Consider the following 16,532-nt stretch of genomic DNA (forward strand, 5'->3'; position numbering starts at 1 on the left):
CGGCCAATCCCCTTCGGCTCCCCAACACAAGGACGCGTGATTCTTCCCAATAGGAGCCAGGGCGTATTGGCCTCGTCTCTCCCTATCGTCCGTACCCTCGGGCGCTCCAGGAACCATCCGATTTTAATCCAGTTCGGAGACAAGGCGCCGCCAAAGCGCGTCCGCCTAGCTAAGGCCCTCCGAAGGGGAGGTTCGAGGAGGGGCAAAGCCCCTCTTGGGCTATAAAGCGGGTCGCCTCCAGCTGTACAGGGTCGACCCCGCCAGCCCCGAAGGGCCGCAACGCCCGAGGATCTCCCCCCCGGCGAGACTTTCTTGAACCCCCCTATAAAACCGCTATTTATGACACCTCCACCATGGTCCCCGATCCCCTTCCCGCCCTGAACGAACTCCTCTCCCGCCGCATCGCCATCCTCGACGGCGGCATGGGGACCATGATCCAGCGCCTCGGCCTCGAGGAGGCCGATTTCCGCGGCACCCGCTTCGCCGACTGGCCGAGCGACATCAAGGGGAACAACGACCTCCTCGTCCTCACGAAGCCCGACGCCATCGAGGCGATCCACACCGCCTACCTCGAAGGCGGGGCGAACTTCATCGAGACGAACACCTTCAACAGCACCACGATCTCCCAGGCCGACTACGGCATGGAGGGCCTCGCCCGGGAGCTGAACGTCGCCGCCGCCTCGGTCGCCCGCGCCGCCGTCGACAAGCACAAGGCGAAGTTCCCCGGCAAGGCCGCCTTCGTCGCCGGCTCGATCGGGCCGACCAGCAAAACCGCCTCGATGTCGCCCGACGTGAACAGCCCGGGCTTCCGCGCCGTCACCTACCAGCAGCTCGTCGAGGCCTACGTCGAGCAGGTCGAGGGCCTCATCGAGGGCGGGAGCGACGTCCTCCTCGTCGAGACGATCTTCGACACCCTCAACGCGAAGGCCGCCCTCTACGCCATCGAACTCGTCTTCGACAAGCTGGGCCGCCGCCTCCCGATCATGATCTCGGTGACGATCACCGACGCCTCGGGCCGCACCCTCTCCGGGCAGACCACCGAGGCCTTCTGGAACTCGGTCTCCCACTCCCGCCCCTTCTCCGTCGGCATCAACTGCGCCCTCGGCGCGAAGGACATGCGGCCCTACCTCCAGGAGCTCTCCCGCATCGCCCCCTGCCTCATCAGCTGCCACCCGAACGCCGGCTTGCCCAACGCCTTCGGCGGCTACGACGAGACCCCCGACCAGACCAGCGCGATCATCCGGGAATTCGCCGAGAGCGGCATGCTGAACATCGTCGGCGGCTGCTGCGGCACCACGCCCGACCACATCGCCGCCATCGCGAAGATCGTCGAGCCGATCCCGCCCCGCGTCGTCCCCGAGGCCGATCCTTTCCTCCACCTCAGCGGGCTGGAGCCCTACACCATCGGCCGGGAACCGATCTTCACCATGGTCGGCGAGCGGACGAACGTCACCGGCTCCCCCCGCTTCTCGAAGCTCATCCTCGCCGGGGATTACGACGCGGCCCTCGCCGTCGCCCGCCAGCAGGTCGAGAGCGGCGCGAACGTCATCGACGTCAACCTCGACGAGGGGATGCTCGACGGCGAGGCGGCGATGGTGAAGTTCCTCAACCTCATCGCCTCGGAACCGGAGATCTCCCGCGTCCCGATCATGATCGACAGCTCCAAGTGGAGCGTCATCGAGGCCGGCCTCCGCTGCGTCCAGGGCAAGGCCATCGTCAACTCGATCAGCCTGAAGGACGGCGAGGCCGTCTTCCTCGAGCGGGCGCGGAAGATCATGCGCTACGGCGCGGCGAGCGTCGTCATGGCCTTCGACGAGCAGGGCCAGGCTGCGACGCAGGCGGAGAAGGTCCGCATCTGCACCCGCGCCTACCACCTCCTGACCGGGATCGGCTTCCCCCCGCAGGACATCATCTTCGACCCGAACATCCTCACCGTCGCCACCGGGATGGAGGAGCACAACCACTACGCCGTCGACTTCATCGAGGCCGTCCGCGAGATCAAGGCGACCCTCCCCCACGCGAAGGTCAGCGGCGGCCTCTCCAACGTCTCCTTCTCCTTCCGCGGGAACAACCCCGTCCGCGAGGCGATGCACGCCGCCTTCCTCTACCACGCCATCAAGGCCGGGATGGACATGGCGATCGTCAACGCGGGCCAGCTCGGCGTCTACGACGAGATCCCGAAGGACCTCCTCGAACTCGTCGAGGACGTCCTCCTCGACCGCCGCCCCGACGCGACGGAACGCCTCATCGTCCACGCCGACGCCATGAAGGCCGCCGCCTCCGGGGTGAAGGCCGACGGTCCGAAGGAGGAACTCTGGCGCGCCGAGAGCGTCGAGAAGCGCCTCGAATACGCCCTCCTCAAGGGGATCACCGATTTCATCGACGCCGACACCGAGGAGGCCCTCGCCAAGTACGGCCGCCCCCTCAACGTCATCGAGGGCCCCCTCATGGACGGCATGCGCGTCGTCGGCGACCTCTTCGGCGCGGGGAAGATGTTCCTCCCGCAGGTCGTGAAGAGCGCCCGCGTCATGAAGAAATCGGTCGCCTGGCTCACCCCCGCGATGGAGGAGGAAAAGCGCCGCCTCGCCGCCGAGGGGAAGCTGACCGTGAAGGACAAGATCGTGATGGCCACCGTGAAGGGCGACGTCCACGACATCGGCAAGAACATCGTCGGCGTCGTCCTCGCCTGCAACGGCTACGAGGTCATCGACCTCGGCGTCATGGTCCCCGCCGACAAGATCCTCGCCGCCGCGAGGGAACAGAACGCCACCCTCATCGGCCTCTCCGGCCTCATCACCCCCTCGCTCGACGAGATGGTCCACGTCGCCAAGGAGATGAAGCGGACCGGATTCGAGCTCCCCCTCCTCATCGGTGGCGCGACGACCAGCCGCGCCCACACCGCCGTGAAGATCGCCCCCGAGTATCCGAACGGCGTCGTCCACGTCATCGACGCCTCCCGCGTCGTCGGCGTCGCCGGGCAGCTCGCCAACGCCGGGACCCGCCCCGGCTACCTCGCCGAGATCGCCGCCGAATACACCAAGGTCCGCGAGGAATACGGCGCCCGCCGCGCCGCCGTGAAGATGTTCACGATCGAAGAGGCCCGCGCCCGCCGCTTCACCTGCGACTGGGCCGCCGCCGACATCGCCGTCCCCGCGAAGCCGGGCATCACCCTCATCGACGACTTCCCGTTGGAAGAGATCGTCCCCTTCATCGACTGGTCCCCCTTCTTCCACGCGTGGGAACTCCGGGGCCGCTACCCGAAGATCCTGAAGGACGAAGTCGTCGGCCCGCAGGCGACCGAACTCTTCGCCGACGGCCAGCGGATCCTGAAATGGATCGTCGAGGGAAAACGCCTCAAGGCCAAGGCCCTCTTCGGCCTCTTCCCCGCGAACAGCGTCGGCGACGACATCGAGGTCTACGACCCCGCCTGCCCCGGGGAGCGCAAACTCCTCACCACCTTCCGCACCCTCCGCCAGCAGGCCGAGAAGCCCCAGCAGCAGCCCCACTACGCCCTCGCCGACTTCGTCGCGCCGAAGGACTCGGGCCGCCTCGACTGGGTCGGCGGCTTCGCCGTCACCACCGGCCACGGCGTCGACGAACTCTGCGCCCAGCTCGAAAAGGAACTCAACGACTACGACGCCCTGCTGGTCAAGGCGATCGCCGACCGCCTCGCCGAGGCCCTCGCCGAGGCGACCCACAAGAAGGTCCGCGACCTCTGGGGCTTCGGCCTCGCCGAGAACCTCACGAACGACCAGCTCATCGACGAGGACTACCGCGGCATCCGCCCCGCCCCCGGCTACCCCGCCTGCCCCGACCACACCGAGAAGCCCGTCCTCTTCCAGCTCCTCGACGTCGAGCGGCAGACCGGCATCAAGCTCACCGAAAGCTGCGCCATGTGGCCCGCCAGCTCGGTCAGCGGCCTCTACTTCGCCCACCCCCAGTCGAAGTACTTCGCCGTCGGCCGCCTCGGCAAAGACCAGCTCGAAGACTACGCCCAACGCAAGGGCATCCCCCTCGCCGAAGCCGAAAAGTGGCTCGCCCCCAACCTCAATTACGAGCCGGGGAAATAAAGTAAAACGCCATCGCCTTTTTTATGGCGATGGCGCATTTCTTTCGTCGCTTCTTCGGCCCGTGTTGGAGTAAGTACGCCATGTGGCCCGCCCGACTCCCCTCGCTCTTCTTGCCCTGACCCTTGCCCTTGCACCGCTGGCGCTCCCCCTCTCCCCCGCGCACGGGCAGGAGAGCGCCGCCTCCCGCGACACGCCCCCCTCCGCCGATACCAAGGAGAAAGAGCCCGCCGCCCTGCCGCCCGAGGTCGAGTTCCTCATCGGCAAGCCGGCCCCCGAGATCCAATACAACCTGAAGGTCGGCCTCACCCACACCCTCGCCGAATCGAAGGGCCGCTGGGTCCTCCTCACCTTCGACATCCCGTGGTGCACCCCGTCGGAATCGCTCTCCATCGCCCTCTCCGACATCCAGGAGGAACTGAAGGACCAGCCCTTCGACTTCATCCAGCTTAACGACTCCCCCTCGATCGACGATGTCGAGCTGATGACCGCCTACGCCTTCCACGGAAAACAGGCCGTCAGCGCCAGCCGCGATCCCGCGTGGAAAATCCGTTTCTACCCCACCAGCTTCCTGATCAACCCCGCCGGAGTCATCGTCTGGGCCGGGACCGAGCACGACAACACCGCCCTCCGCGCCCTCCTCGCCACGCAGATCGGGAACGCCTTCCCCCTTCCCGAAGGCTTCGCCACTCCCTCCCCCCTCCGCCAGGCGGAGCAGAAAGCCCTCGCCGCCTTCGAGGACAACCATCCCGAGGAGGCCCACGCCCAGTTCGACGCCCTCCTCCAGCAGAACCCCGACGATCCCTGGCTCCGCCGCTGGTGCGCCCGCTCCCTCGGCTGGCTCCAGAAGGCGAAGCCGAGCTCTGCCGAGTGGCTCGGGAAGGAGCTCCAGGAACCGACCCACGTCACCGATCCCCTTCTCTACGCCCTCCTCCGGGACCAGCCGCCCGCCACCCAGGCCACCCCGCGGCCCGCACCCTACGAGGTCCTCCTCGTCCGCCATCCCGACAGCTACATGCTCCGCGCCTACCAGATCGCCGCGACGAAGACACCCGAGACACTCACCGCCGACGAGATCAAGCTCCTCTTCCGCGCCACCCCGGAGCAGCCTCCCGACAGCGTCCTCTCCCTCGCCCTCTTCGCCCTCGAGAAAAGGACCGAGCCGCTCCGCAAGCCCACCGCCAGCTCCAGCCAGGCGCTGGCGCTCGTCAAGAGCGACGCGGCCCTCGACGTGGCCTTCATCACCCTCGGAGCCGCCCACGAGACCCGCACCTTCTTCCCCCTCCTCCAGGCCGCCTCCCTCGCCCGCCGCAACGAGGCCGAGAAGGCGCGCGGCCTCATCCTGAAAATCGACGGCGACCTCACCCCGGAGACCTCCGACCGCGCCTCCTCCTACAACGCCATGCTCCGGCACGCCGCGATCCTCGACTGGCCCTCCACCGTCGCCTACGCCGCGAAGCACACCCAGACCACCCCGTGGAACGCCGCCGGGGCCGTCTTCCGCCTCTACGCCGCCCTCCGCACGAAGGACCCGGCAGCGAAAGACGCCGCGTGGCAGGAACTCCTGAACTTCAAGACCGACCGCAAGGCCTACCTCTACGCCCAACAAGTCATGCGGGGCGAGGCCGCCCCCACCGCCAACGACGTCCGCACCTGGTCGAAGGACCAATACGGCTACATCACCCTCCTCTGGGTCGCCGCCGCGCTGGAGGCCAACGGCAAGGCCGCCGAAGCCGCCGAGGTCAACCGACAACACCTCGCCACCCTCTCCTTCAACACCGACTACACCCGCCTCCTCACCCTCGACGACGCCCTCCGGAAAGCGGCCCCCGCCACCACCACGGCTTCGGCCTCTCCCTGATCCCGTTGCCCCCATCGTACCATTGCGATTGACAGGTCCGGCTTAGTGTATTAGTCATATACTACACTAAGTCTTCTACCCGGACCCCCATGCTCCTCCACCTCAACCCCCAGAGCGGCCTTCCCCTCTACCGGCAGATGCTCCGGCAGATCCAGGAACGGATCGCGGGAGGGCAGTTGAAGGCCGGGGAACAGCTGCCCTCCGTGCGGGAGCTTTCCGCCTCCCTCGGCGTCAATCCCCTCACCGTGGCCAAGGTCTATCAGCTCCTCGAGCGGGACGGCACCGTCGAGACCCGGCGCGGCCAGGGGACCTTCGTCGCGGCGGGGAAGAAACCCCTCGCCCCCGCCGCGCAGGGCCGCCTCCTCCAGCCCGCCGTCGACCAGGTCGTCGGCGAGGCCCTCCACCTCGGCCTCCCCCTTTCCGAACTCCAACGCCTCATCGAGAAAACCTATGCCGACAAATCCCGCTGATTCCTTTGCCTCCATCGGGTCCACATTCGCACCCGATTCCGGCGCTTATGCCATCGAAGCCGTCGGCCTCCGCCGTTCCTTCGGCAAGACCGAAGCCCTGCGCGACCTCACCCTCCGCGTACCGAAGGGCGGCGTCTACGGTTTCCTTGGCCGCAACGGCGCGGGAAAGACGACCGCCATCCGCCTCCTCGCCGGACTCATCAAGCCCGACGCCGGGACCGTCCGCATCCTCGGCCAGGACCCTTTCACCCTCTCCCCCGAGGATCGCCAACGGGTCGGCTACGTCAGCGAGAAGCAGATCCTCCCGGCCAACATGAAGGTCGCCACCATCGTCTCCTTCTGCGCCCCGCTCTACCCGCGGTGGGACGCCGCCCTCGTCCGCCGCCTCTTCGACCGCTTCCGGATCGACCCGAAGAAACCGGTCTCCACCCTCTCGCAAGGCGGCCAGCGGCAGGTCGCCCTCGTCCTCGCCCTCGCCCAGCGGCCCGAACTCCTCATCCTCGACGAACCGGCCTCCACCCTCGACGCCGTCGCCCGCCGCGAACTCCTCGGCGAAATCCTCGACCTCCTCCGCGCGGAGGGGGACGCCGGAAGCCGCCCCACCGTCTTCCTCTCCTCCCACATCCTCTCCGACATCGAGCGGGTCGCCGACCGCGTCGGCATCCTCGCCGACGGGCGGCTGAAGATCGACGAGCCGCTCGACACCCTGAAGGAAACCGTCAAGCGGGTCCGCTTCCACTCCTTCCCGGCGAACACGAACCTCGCCGCCCTCACCCCGCCCGGAGCCTACGAGGTGATCCGGGAACGCCACGAAATCGCCGCGATCCTCCGTCTTCCCAATGGCGAAGGCGATCCCGCCCCCGCCGAAGCCTTCGCCCGCGCCCACGGCGCCCAATGCGAAATCACCGACCTCAACCTCGAAGACCTCTTCGTCGCGTTGAGCAAGACGGGGGAAATGCGATGAGCTTCCGCGATTTTCGCAACGCGCTGCGGATGACCTTCCTCGAAAGCCGGGCTTACCTTTGGATCTTCCTCGTCATCCCCCTTGCCTTCACCTTTTTCTTCAAAGCGGCGGGCGATGGCTTCCTCTACATCTTGCTTTATATCTTCCCCCTCCTCGCCTGCCAGAAAGCGCCTCAGAAAGAGAGTCACCTCGCCGCTTTCCCTCTCGAATTTTCCCTCACCCGGCCACTTTCCCGCCCGGCCCTCCATGCCGCGCAGACCCTCCATCCGTTTTTCCTTCTCTTCCTCATCGCACCGTTGCTCGTCCTCGAAGCCTCCCTCTTCCACATCCACCTCCAAGATTTTCCCTGCCACCTCATCCTGATCGCCACGCTGATCTCCCTCTATCAGGCCCTCCTGCTCATGCTCTGGCCTTTTCCGAAGCTGCAGCTGGGGATACTGCGCGTGTGCAGCGTCCTCTTCCCCACCGCCGCCAGCTTCGCCCACATCTGGGCCGGAACCGCGCTCTTCAGCCACCCCCTCTTCATCCCCACCTGTGCGACCCTCATCGCCATCGCCCAAACCTTCGCCTACCGCGCCTTCATCCGTCAGGAAATTCTCTCATGAAATCCCCCCTCCCCGCCCTCGTCGGGCTCTTCTGGAAAAACGGCTCGTGGGGCCTTTGGCTCAGCTCGGTGGCCTATCTCCTTCTCCCCATTTTCATGGCTGACATGCCCTTCCGTTTCGTCGGCAACGATCCCTCGTTCCGGTGGGACATCATGATCTCCAGCTACACGGGCATGCTCTTCTTCACCCTCCTCTTCCCGATGACCCTCGCCAGCCGCTTCTTCTTCCAGGCCTCGGCGACGAAGCGGGACTTCGCCTCCGCGCCCTGCCCCGATGCCGAATTCATCGTCACCCGCCCCATCGGGCGACGGCAGGGACACCAGGCCGTCCTCCTCCTCAACTACAGCCTCATCGCCCTCATGATCGCCCCCTTCCTCGTCGTCGGCCTCCTCCATCCCACCGTCCCCGTCTCCTACTACTCCGGCTCCCTCAAACTCGCCGCCTACCGCGAAGCCTTCCCCGACGCCACCGTTCTCTCCACCACCAAGGACCACTTCCTTCTCTCCTGCCCCTACAACGCCCTCTACCTAAACCTCGTCCCCGTCCTCTTCAGCCTCGCCGCCGCCTCGGCCGTCCAAGCCTTTTCCCTCATCCGCTGGCACCGGCTGAGCGCCAAAATCCTCTTCCCCCTCCTCTTCTCTCCCATCATCCTCTGGAACTTCCTCCCCCTCCGCTACCGCTACCTCGGGCCCGTGGGGATCGACGCCTACTACCTCGCCTTCGTCCGGCACGCACCGGTGATCCTCGGCTCCGTTGCCGTCTTCTTCATCGTCGTCCAATGGGCATCCCTGAAGCGGGCGGAATCGGCCGATATTGGCTAAGATTGTCCCGATCCGCCCAGCCTTGCCTAGCGGCCCCGCGCTCCTTTAGCATGGCGGGAACCTTTCCCCTATGTCCTGCTCCTCCGGTACCTGCGGCTGTTCCACGAAACCCAACGCCTCCCAAGTCATCGACGTCGCCCTGATCGGCGGCGGGATCATGTCGGCGACGCTGGCCGCCCTCCTGCGGGAGCTGGAGCCGACGTGGAAGATCGCCCTCTTCGAGCGCCTCGACCGGCCCGCCTCGGAGAGCTCCGACGCGTGGAACAACGCCGGAACCGGCCACGCCGCCCTCTGCGAGCTGAACTACACGCCGGAGAAGGCCGACGGCTCGATCGACATTTCAAAGGCGCTCAAGATCAACGAATCGTTCGAGGTCACGAAGCAGTTCTGGTCGTCCCTCGTCGAGGCCGGGAAGATCCCCTCGCCCGGCGCGTTCCTCCAGCGGACGCCCCACATGAGCTTCGTCCGGGGCGAGGCGAACGTCGCCTACCTGCGGAAGCGCCACGCGGCGCTGACGAAGAACCATCTCTTCGCCGCGATGGAATACTCGGAAGACCCCGCCGTCATCGCGAAGTGGATCCCCCTCGTGATGGAGGGGCGCGACCCGCAGGAGAAGATCGCCGCGACCTGGTACGCCGAGGGGACCGACGTCAACTTCGGCGCTCTCACCCGCGCCCTCCTCGCCGAGGTCGAGAAGAGCCAGGGGACCTTCCTCCGCTACCGCCACGAGGTCCGCGACGTGAAGAGGGACGCCTCAGGCCATTGGGCCCTCCGCATCCGCGACCTCGACACGAACGAGACCGGCACCGTCGCGGCCCGCTTCGTCTTCCTCGGCGCGGGCGGCGGGGCGCTCCCGCTCCTCCAGAAGTCGGGCATCCCGGAAGGGAAGGGCTTCGGCGGCTTCCCCGTCAGCGGCCAGTGGCTGCGGTGCAAGAACCCCGACCTCATCGCCCGCCACGGCGCGAAGGTCTACGGCAAGGCCTCCGTCGGCACGCCCCCCATGTCGGTCCCCCACCTCGACACCCGCGTGATCGACGGGAAGAAGGCCCTCCTCTTCGGCCCCTACGCCGGGTTCTCGACGAAGTTCCTGAAGCAGGGCTCCTTCCTCGACCTCCCGCTCTCGATCAAGCCCGACAACCTCTGGCCGATGGTGAAGACCGGCATCGACAACGTCCCCCTCACGCAATACCTCATCGGCCAGGTCCTCCAGTCGTGGGAGACCCGGATCGACGCGCTCCGCGAATACTTCCCCAACGTGAAGGCCGAGGACTGGGAGCTCGAGATCGCCGGGCAGCGGGTCCAGGTCATCAAGAAGGACAAGGAAAAGGGGGGCGTCCTCCAGTTCGGCACCGAGGTCATCTGCGCCGGGGACGGCTCCCTCGCCGCCCTCCTCGGGGCCTCCCCCGGGGCCTCGACCGCCGTCCCGATCATGCTGGAGATCCTCAAGGGATGCTTCAAGGCGCAGGTCGGCACGCCCGCCTGGCAGGAGAAGCTCGCGAAGCTGATCCCCTCCTACGGCCACTCCCTCGAAAAGGACGCCGCCCTGTGGGGGAAGATCCACGCGTGGACGGGGAAGACGCTCGGCGTCCGCGCCGGCGGCGGCGATTCTTGAATGATCGCCCGAAATCTGTTTCCCTAATCCCCCCGTCCCCCATGCATACCCCCTCTGCCATTCCCACCCCCTCGGAACATCCCCACCGCCGCTTCAACCCCCTGACCGGCGAATGGGTCCTCGTCTCCCCCCACCGGACGAAGCGCCCGTGGCTGGGCAAGCAGGAGCCCCCCGTCGCCGACCAGCGCCCGCAGCACGACCCGAAGTGCTACCTCTGCTCCGGCAACGAGCGGGCCGTCGGCACCCGCAATCCCGAATACACCCACACCTTCGTCTTCGACAACGACTTCGCCGCCCTCCTCCCCGAGGCCCCGGCCTCGACCGGGAGCCCCTCCCCCCTCCTCCTCAGCGAGAACGTCCGGGGCGAGTGCCGCGTCATCTGCTTCTCCCCCCGCCACGACCTCACCCTCCCCGAACTCAGCGAGACCGACATCCTCCGCGTCGTCGAGGTCTGGGCGCAGCAGGTGAGCGAGCTGGGCCGCAAGTACCGCTGGGTCCAGGTCTTCGAGAACAAGGGGGACATCATGGGCTGCTCCAACCCCCATCCCCACGGCCAGGTCTGGGCCTCGAACTTCCTGCCGAACGAGGCCGCGAAGGAAGACCGGAACCAGCAGACCTACTGGGCCGACCGCGAGCCGCGCCGCACCGCCCTCCTCCTCGACTACGTCGAGCAGGAGCTGGCGCTCAAGGAGCGGATCGTCGTCGAGAACCAGGACTGGGTCGTCGTCGTTCCCTACTGGGCCGTCTGGCCCTTCGAGACCCTCCTCCTCCCCCGCCGCCGCGTCATCGCCCGCCTCCCCGACCTCACCGAGGGGGAGCGTCACCACCTCGCCTCGATCCTGAAGCGGCTGACGACGAAGTACGACAACCTCTTCGAGACCTCCTTCCCCTACTCGATGGGCTGGCACGGCGCGCCGACCGACGACGGGATCTACCCGCACTGGCAGCTCCACGCCCACTTCTGCCCGCCCCTCCTCCGCTCGGCCTCGGTGAAGAAATTCATGGTCGGCTACGAGATGCTGGCCGAAGCCCAGCGCGACCTCACGCCGGAGCAGGCCGCCGCGCGGCTGCGCGAGCTGCCCGAGATCCATTACAAGAGCCGGGCGCGGTAGGCGCGAAGGAACTCTTCAACACCGAGGAGATGGAATTGCTCCTTGGAAGCTCCTTCCCAGGGCTCGGCCCTCATCGGGGTTAGATCCAGCGGAGTAGAGCGGGCTTATTGGAAGATAGGCCTCTGGGGTGCGCTCCGTCTACACCAAGGCCTATCAGACGGGGAGGTGCAGGAGGGGCGAAGCCCCTCTTGCATCTTTAAACGCGCGGGTTACATCCACCAGTACAGGGCCATGTACCCCGTCCCGAAGGGCTGCCCCTCCCCTTCGCGCCCCCCCTACGCCCACGCCGCGAACGTCTCCACCGCCTCGTACTCCGGCAGGCCGAGGAAATTGTAATCCTCCGCCGCCGCGCGGGTCCGCTCCTCGGCGCGTTGCCAGAATTCCCGCGTGTCGGCCCCCATGAAGAGGGCCTGATCCTTCTGGGTCTCGTGCTTGAAGATCGCCTGCCGCTTGCGGACGACCTCGTCGGGGCTCAGCGGGACGGCCATCGCAACCTGGTGGATCGGCCACGCCGCCCACGCCCCGCGATAGAGCCACTTCCCGCACCCGGCGACCCACGGGGACCCGGCGGCGGCGCACTGGGCGAGGGCCTTCCGGACCCCCTCCAGGCACATCCGGTGGGTGCCGTGCGGGTCGGCGAGGTCGCCCGCCGCGTAGAGCTGGTCGGGCTTGATCTCTTCCAGCAGGGCGACGAGGAGCGCGACGTCCTCCCCGCCGAGGGGGGCGCGCTGGACGAGGCCGGTCTCGTAGAACGGCATCTCGAGGAAATGGAGGTTCTCCATCGGCACCCCGCAGCGCCGGGCCGAGGCCCGCGCCTCCGATTTGCGGATCAGCGCCTTCAGCCGCCGCGCGTTGGCGGGCTCGTCGACCCCCGCGGGGAGGATCGCCCCCGACTCGGTCAGCGTGTCCCGGACGAATTCCATGTGCCGCTGGAGCGCCTCGTCGGAGACGGCGTTGCTCCCGCTGACGTGGTAGGCGATGTGGACGTCGTGGCCCTGCTCGACGAGGCGGATCACCGTCCCGCCCATCGAGATCACGTCGTCGTCGGGATGGGGGGAGAAGACGACGATCTTCTTCGGGAAGCGTTGGCCCTGGCTGCCCGAGCCGCGCAGGGGGGGCGACTGCCCCTCGCGCTCGATCCGTTCCGGCGGCTTCCCGCCGGGCCAGCCGGTGATCGTGTCCTGGAGGCGGTAGAAGACCTTCCGGTTGATCTCGTAGGCCGAGCCGTAGCGGGGCTGGGCGACGAGGTCGCGGAGGCCGCCCGCGTTGTAGTCGTCGCCGGTCAGCTTCAGGATCGCCTTGTTCCGCTCGCGGGCGAGCCAGACGACGGCCTGGCAGACGAGGCGGTCGTCCCATTCGAGCATGCCGTCCTTGCCCTCCGAGGAGGCGTCGACGACCCACGGCGTCCGGACGCGGGTGAGGTCGGAGGCGGCGGCGGGATCGAGGAGGACGAGGACGTCGTCGTGCTCCTGGAGGAAGGTCGAGGGGACCTCGGCCCGCATCTCGCCCTCCAGCGCCTCGCGGATGATCGGGGCCTTGTGCTCGCCGAAGGCGAGGAGGAGGACGCGCCGGGCGCCGAGGATCGTCCGGATGCCCATCGTGATCGCGCGGCGGGGGACGGCCTGGAGGCCGCCGAAGTTCGAGGCCGCGTCGAGGCGGGTGAGCGGGTCGAGGGAGATGAGCCGCGTCCTGGAGCGGCGGAGGCTCCCCGGCTCGTTGAAGCCGATGTGGCCGGTCCGCCCGATGCCGAGGATCTGGAGGTCGAGGCCGCCCGCCTGCTCGATCGCCTTGTCGAAGGCGGCGCAGGCGGCGGGGACCTCCTCCATCGATACGGTGCCGCTCGGGACGTGGGTGTTCGCCGGGACGATATCGACGTGGGAGAAGAAGTGCTCCTCCATGAAGGCCCGGTAGCTCTGGGGATTCTCCGGCCCCATCGGGTAGTACTCGTCGAGGTTGAAGGTGATGACGTTGGCGAAGCTGAGGCCCTCCTCCTTGTGGAGGCGGATCAACTCGCGATAGACCCCGACCGGCGTCGAGCCGGTGGCGAGGCCGAGGACGCAGGGGCGGCCCTCCTCCTCCCGCGCCCGGATCAGCCCGGCGATCTCCTGGGCGGCCGCCGCCGAGGCCTCGGCGGCGCCGGGGAAGATGCGGAACGGCATTTTCTCGAAACGGAAATCGACGATGGAATCAGGTTTGATCTTCATGGCTGAAAAAAAGGAAGGGGTGGCGCGGCTGGTCATCAGGGCGTCCCGTTCCCCGCCGCCGACGGAGCGGGAGGGGAGGCCGGAGCCGAAGCGGGAGCGGAAGTCGCCGCGGGCGCCGACGCGTCGGGATCGTCGTCGTAGAGGAAGTGTTCCCGCCGCAGCTTCATGAGGGCGTCGCGGAACTCGGCCTGGTTCGGCCCGCCGAGGGCCTCGAGGCGGCGGTAGAGGTCGGCGGCGGCGCGCCAGTTCTCCTGACGACGCCGGAGGTCGGCGGCGTCGATCCCGGCCTTGGTCCGCCAGAGGATCTCGGGCGGCGTCCCGGCGGGGGGCGCGGTCCCGCCCGGCATCGTCTGGCCGTTGAGGACCGAGAGGTAGAGGGTGAGCGCGTCGTCGATCCGGTTCAGTTTCTCGAAGCACTTCCCGCGGGCGTAGGCCGCCTCGTTGCGCTGGGAGAAATCGCCCTGCGTCCCGTTCAGCAGCGTGCCGTAGGTCGAGGCGGCCTGCTCGTAGCGGGTCGAGTCGTTGCCGCCGAGGGCGTAGAGGGCGTTTCCCTTGCGGAGCGTCGCGGTGACGAAGAGGGGGCCGCTCTTCTCGGTCCCCAGGACGGCGTCGAAGAGGGCGATGGCGTTCGTGTACTTCCCCTGCAGGTGGTAGGCGAGGCCCTGGAGGAGCCGCGCCGCCGCCTTGCGCGGGGAGGAGTCGGGGATCTTCTCGAGGATCTGGATCGCCGTGGCGTAGTCCTTCAGCTTCAGCGCCGATTCCCCGGCGAAATAGAGCGCCTCGGGGAGGAGCGGGCTGTCGGGATAGTTCTTCGCCATCGCCTCGAAGTGGGTCTGGGCGCTGGCGTAGTCCTGCTGCTGGTGGAAGAACTCGGCGGCGGTGAAGAGGATCGCGGCGGCCTCGGGGCTCTTGTCGAAGCGGCGGGCGAGGGCGAGGAGCTGCTCCCGGGCCTGCTCCGAGGTGATCTTCCCCGCCTCGTATCCGACCATCACCCAGGCATAGGCCGCCTCGGCGACGCGGGGGTCGTCGGGGAACTCGGTCGCGATCCGGTTGTAGAGGGCGAGGGCGTCGTCGGTCTTCCCCGCCGCCCGCTCGAGGTCGGCGAGGCGGAGGAGGAGGAGCGGCTTCTGCGCCTTGAAGAGCGTCGTGACATCGCCCGGGGCCTTGCTGTCGGCCTTGTCGAGGGCGTCGCGATAGGCCGCGCGGGCCTCGTCGGTCTTCCCCGCCTTTTGGTAGAGCGCCGCCTTCTCCAGCACCACGCGGACGGCGAGGGAACTCGCGGGGAAGGCCTTCGCGAAGTCGCCCTCGCTCGCCAGGAAGCCGGGGAGGTCGCCCGTCCGGGCCTCGCTGAGGAGGAGGTTGAAGAGGGCCTTCTCCGTCGTCGCCGACGAGGTCCCCGCGCCGGGGGCGGCAGCCTTCCGGTAGAGGTCGGCGGCCTTCGCGTAGTCCCCCTTGGCGAAGTAGATCTCGGCCGCCTTGAACTGCGCCTCCCGGGCGAGCGCGATCGAACCGCCGTCGCCGGAGCCCGAACCGCCCTGCACCGCATCGACGCAATTCTGGAGCGCGGCGAGGGCCTGGTCGGGCTTTCCCGTGTCGGCATAGAGCTGGCCGAGGCGGGAGTAGGCGTCGGCCCGCCAGATCGTCTGCGGGTAGGCCGTGAGGAGCGCCTCGAAGGTCTGGATCGCGTCGGCGGGGGTGTTCGCCTCGGCCTGGCTCGAGGCGATGGCGAAGAGCGCCGCCGAGGCGGTGACGGGCGATTTCTCGTTCTTGGCGAAGTCGCGGAGCGTCCCCTGCGCCTCGGGGAGCCGCTGGAGCGCCGCCGCGCTGCGGAGGTAGAGGCGGAAGGCGGCGAGCTTCTCCGGCTCGGCCTGGGTGAGGCGGAACGCCTTGTCGAAGGCCGTCATCGCCTTCGCGTGGTCGCCCGTCTTCTGGTAGGCGCTCCCGAGGTCGAACCACGATCCGGCGACGAGGGGCTGCGGGAAGGCCTTCGGGCTGTCGACGACACGGCGGAAGAAGCCGATCGCCTCGGCGCTCTTCCCCTGGAGCAGCGCCAGCTCCCCGCGCCAGTAATCGGCCTCGAAGGCCGTCGCCGAGGCGGGCTTCACCTTCCGCGCCGCGAGGGCGTCGAGGGTCGCCACGGCGGCGTCGAGGTGGTTGTCGGCGATCTCGATCTTCGTGAGGACGAGGGCCGCCTTCTCCCCGCTCTCCGTCGGCGGCTGCGCCTGCATCAGCGAGGCGAGGAGCGCGCGGGCGTCCTTCCCGTTCCCCTCCTTGTAGAGGACCCAGGCGAGGCCGAGCTGCCCCTGGCCGGAGACCGCCTCCGGCGCGGCGGCGTAGCGGGCAAGGAGATCGCGGTATCCCTTCTCCGCCTCGGGCCAGTTCGCCTGTGCCGCGAGCGTCTCCGCCCGCCAGAAGACGAACGAGGGGGCGAGCGCATCGGGCGCGTCGGGGGAGGAGGAAAAGACGGCGAGCGCCGGCCCGTATTGGCCGAGGAAATAAAGGGCGCGGCCCTGGAGGAAGAGGACGTTGAACCGGAGCGGGCTCTTCGGGGTCTTCTGGAGGAACCCCTTCGCCCCCGCATTGACCTTGTCGAAGAGCCCCGCGTCGAAGGCCCCCTGGAGGTCGGAAGACGCGCGGACCTCGTCGTCGGAAGGGGCCGAGGCGGGGGCGGGAGTGAGAGCCGCCGAGGAGGCCGGGGTGGCGGGAGCCGGGGCCGGAGCTGCCGGAGGCGCGGGGGGAGTCGCCGCCCCGGCGGAAACAACGGCTCCCAGAAAGAGGAGCGGGAGCAAGCGGAGGCGGAAAAAATCGAAACGCAC

General features: G+C 68.1%; 10 protein-coding genes. 8 read left to right on the plus strand and 2 right to left on the minus strand.

Going from position 1 to position 16,532, the window contains the following annotated elements; genetic code table 11:
* Positions 1-353: 353 nt before the first annotated feature.
* From metH to BLU04_RS01250, 8 genes are all read left to right on the plus strand, one after another.
* Positions 354-4,070, plus strand: a complete 3,717-nt coding sequence (gene metH, locus BLU04_RS01215; protein WP_093281170.1) for a methionine synthase — start codon at positions 354-356, stop codon at positions 4,068-4,070.
* A gap of 82 nt (positions 4,071-4,152) precedes the next feature.
* Positions 4,153-5,928 carry a hypothetical protein gene (locus tag BLU04_RS01220; RefSeq protein ID WP_093281173.1) on the plus strand — a complete coding sequence of 592 codons (1,776 nt, stop codon included), beginning with the start codon at positions 4,153-4,155 and terminating at the stop codon, positions 5,926-5,928.
* A gap of 89 nt (positions 5,929-6,017) precedes the next feature.
* Positions 6,018-6,398: a GntR family transcriptional regulator gene (locus tag BLU04_RS01225; protein WP_093281176.1), complete on the plus strand. Its 381-nt coding sequence runs from the start codon at positions 6,018-6,020 to the stop codon at positions 6,396-6,398.
* Positions 6,379-7,362 (plus strand): ABC transporter ATP-binding protein, encoded by a 984-nt coding sequence (locus BLU04_RS01230; protein WP_093281178.1) that lies wholly within the window; start codon positions 6,379-6,381, stop codon positions 7,360-7,362. The genes BLU04_RS01225 and BLU04_RS01230 overlap by 20 nt, the downstream gene beginning before the upstream one ends.
* Positions 7,359-7,967, plus strand: coding sequence for a hypothetical protein (locus tag BLU04_RS01235; RefSeq protein ID WP_093281181.1), 609 nt, complete (start codon positions 7,359-7,361; stop codon positions 7,965-7,967). The genes BLU04_RS01230 and BLU04_RS01235 overlap by 4 nt, the downstream gene beginning before the upstream one ends.
* Positions 7,964-8,788: a hypothetical protein gene (locus BLU04_RS01240; protein WP_093281183.1), complete on the plus strand. Its 825-nt coding sequence runs from the start codon at positions 7,964-7,966 to the stop codon at positions 8,786-8,788. Before BLU04_RS01235 ends, BLU04_RS01240 begins: the two co-directional genes overlap by 4 nt.
* Positions 8,789-8,858: 70 nt before the next feature.
* The gene (locus BLU04_RS01245; protein ID WP_093281186.1) at positions 8,859-10,400 is read left to right on the plus strand and encodes a malate:quinone oxidoreductase; all 1,542 of its coding nucleotides are present in this window, start codon (positions 8,859-8,861) and stop codon (positions 10,398-10,400) included.
* Positions 10,401-10,441: 41 nt separating this feature from the next.
* Positions 10,442-11,512 carry a UDP-glucose--hexose-1-phosphate uridylyltransferase gene (locus BLU04_RS01250; protein ID WP_093281188.1) on the plus strand — a complete coding sequence of 357 codons (1,071 nt, stop codon included), beginning with the start codon at positions 10,442-10,444 and terminating at the stop codon, positions 11,510-11,512.
* A 275-nt stretch (positions 11,513-11,787) separates the two neighbouring features.
* Here the strand turns inward: BLU04_RS01250 and nagB are convergent, their stop codons facing one another.
* Complete coding sequence (nagB, locus tag BLU04_RS01255; RefSeq protein ID WP_093288380.1) at positions 11,788-13,716, minus strand: glucosamine-6-phosphate deaminase; 1,929 nt, start codon at positions 13,714-13,716, stop codon at positions 11,788-11,790.
* Positions 13,717-13,751: 35 nt separating this feature from the next.
* Positions 13,752-16,532, minus strand: coding sequence for a tetratricopeptide repeat protein (locus BLU04_RS01260; RefSeq protein WP_157895010.1), 2,781 nt, complete (start codon positions 16,530-16,532; stop codon positions 13,752-13,754).

It is taken from the genome of Verrucomicrobium sp. GAS474 (genome assembly GCF_900105685.1).
GTDB lineage: Bacteria > Verrucomicrobiota > Verrucomicrobiia > Methylacidiphilales > GAS474 > GAS474.

What these genes read in the sequence shown, in the direction of transcription:
- BLU04_RS01240 (WP_093281183.1), top strand. Translation starts at nt 7,964, where the DNA reads ATGAAATCCCCCCTCCCCGCCCTCGTCGGGCTCTTCTGGAAAAACGGC.
- nagB (WP_093288380.1), bottom strand. Translation starts at nt 13,716, where the DNA reads ATGAAGATCAAACCTGATTCCATCGTCGATTTCCGTTTCGAGAAAATG.
- metH (WP_093281170.1), top strand. Translation starts at nt 354, where the DNA reads ATGGTCCCCGATCCCCTTCCCGCCCTGAACGAACTCCTCTCCCGCCGC.
- BLU04_RS01250 (WP_093281188.1), top strand. Translation starts at nt 10,442, where the DNA reads ATGCATACCCCCTCTGCCATTCCCACCCCCTCGGAACATCCCCACCGC.
- BLU04_RS01225 (WP_093281176.1), top strand. Translation starts at nt 6,018, where the DNA reads ATGCTCCTCCACCTCAACCCCCAGAGCGGCCTTCCCCTCTACCGGCAG.
- BLU04_RS01245 (WP_093281186.1), top strand. Translation starts at nt 8,859, where the DNA reads ATGTCCTGCTCCTCCGGTACCTGCGGCTGTTCCACGAAACCCAACGCC.
- BLU04_RS01235 (WP_093281181.1), top strand. Translation starts at nt 7,359, where the DNA reads ATGAGCTTCCGCGATTTTCGCAACGCGCTGCGGATGACCTTCCTCGAA.
- BLU04_RS01230 (WP_093281178.1), top strand. Translation starts at nt 6,379, where the DNA reads ATGCCGACAAATCCCGCTGATTCCTTTGCCTCCATCGGGTCCACATTC.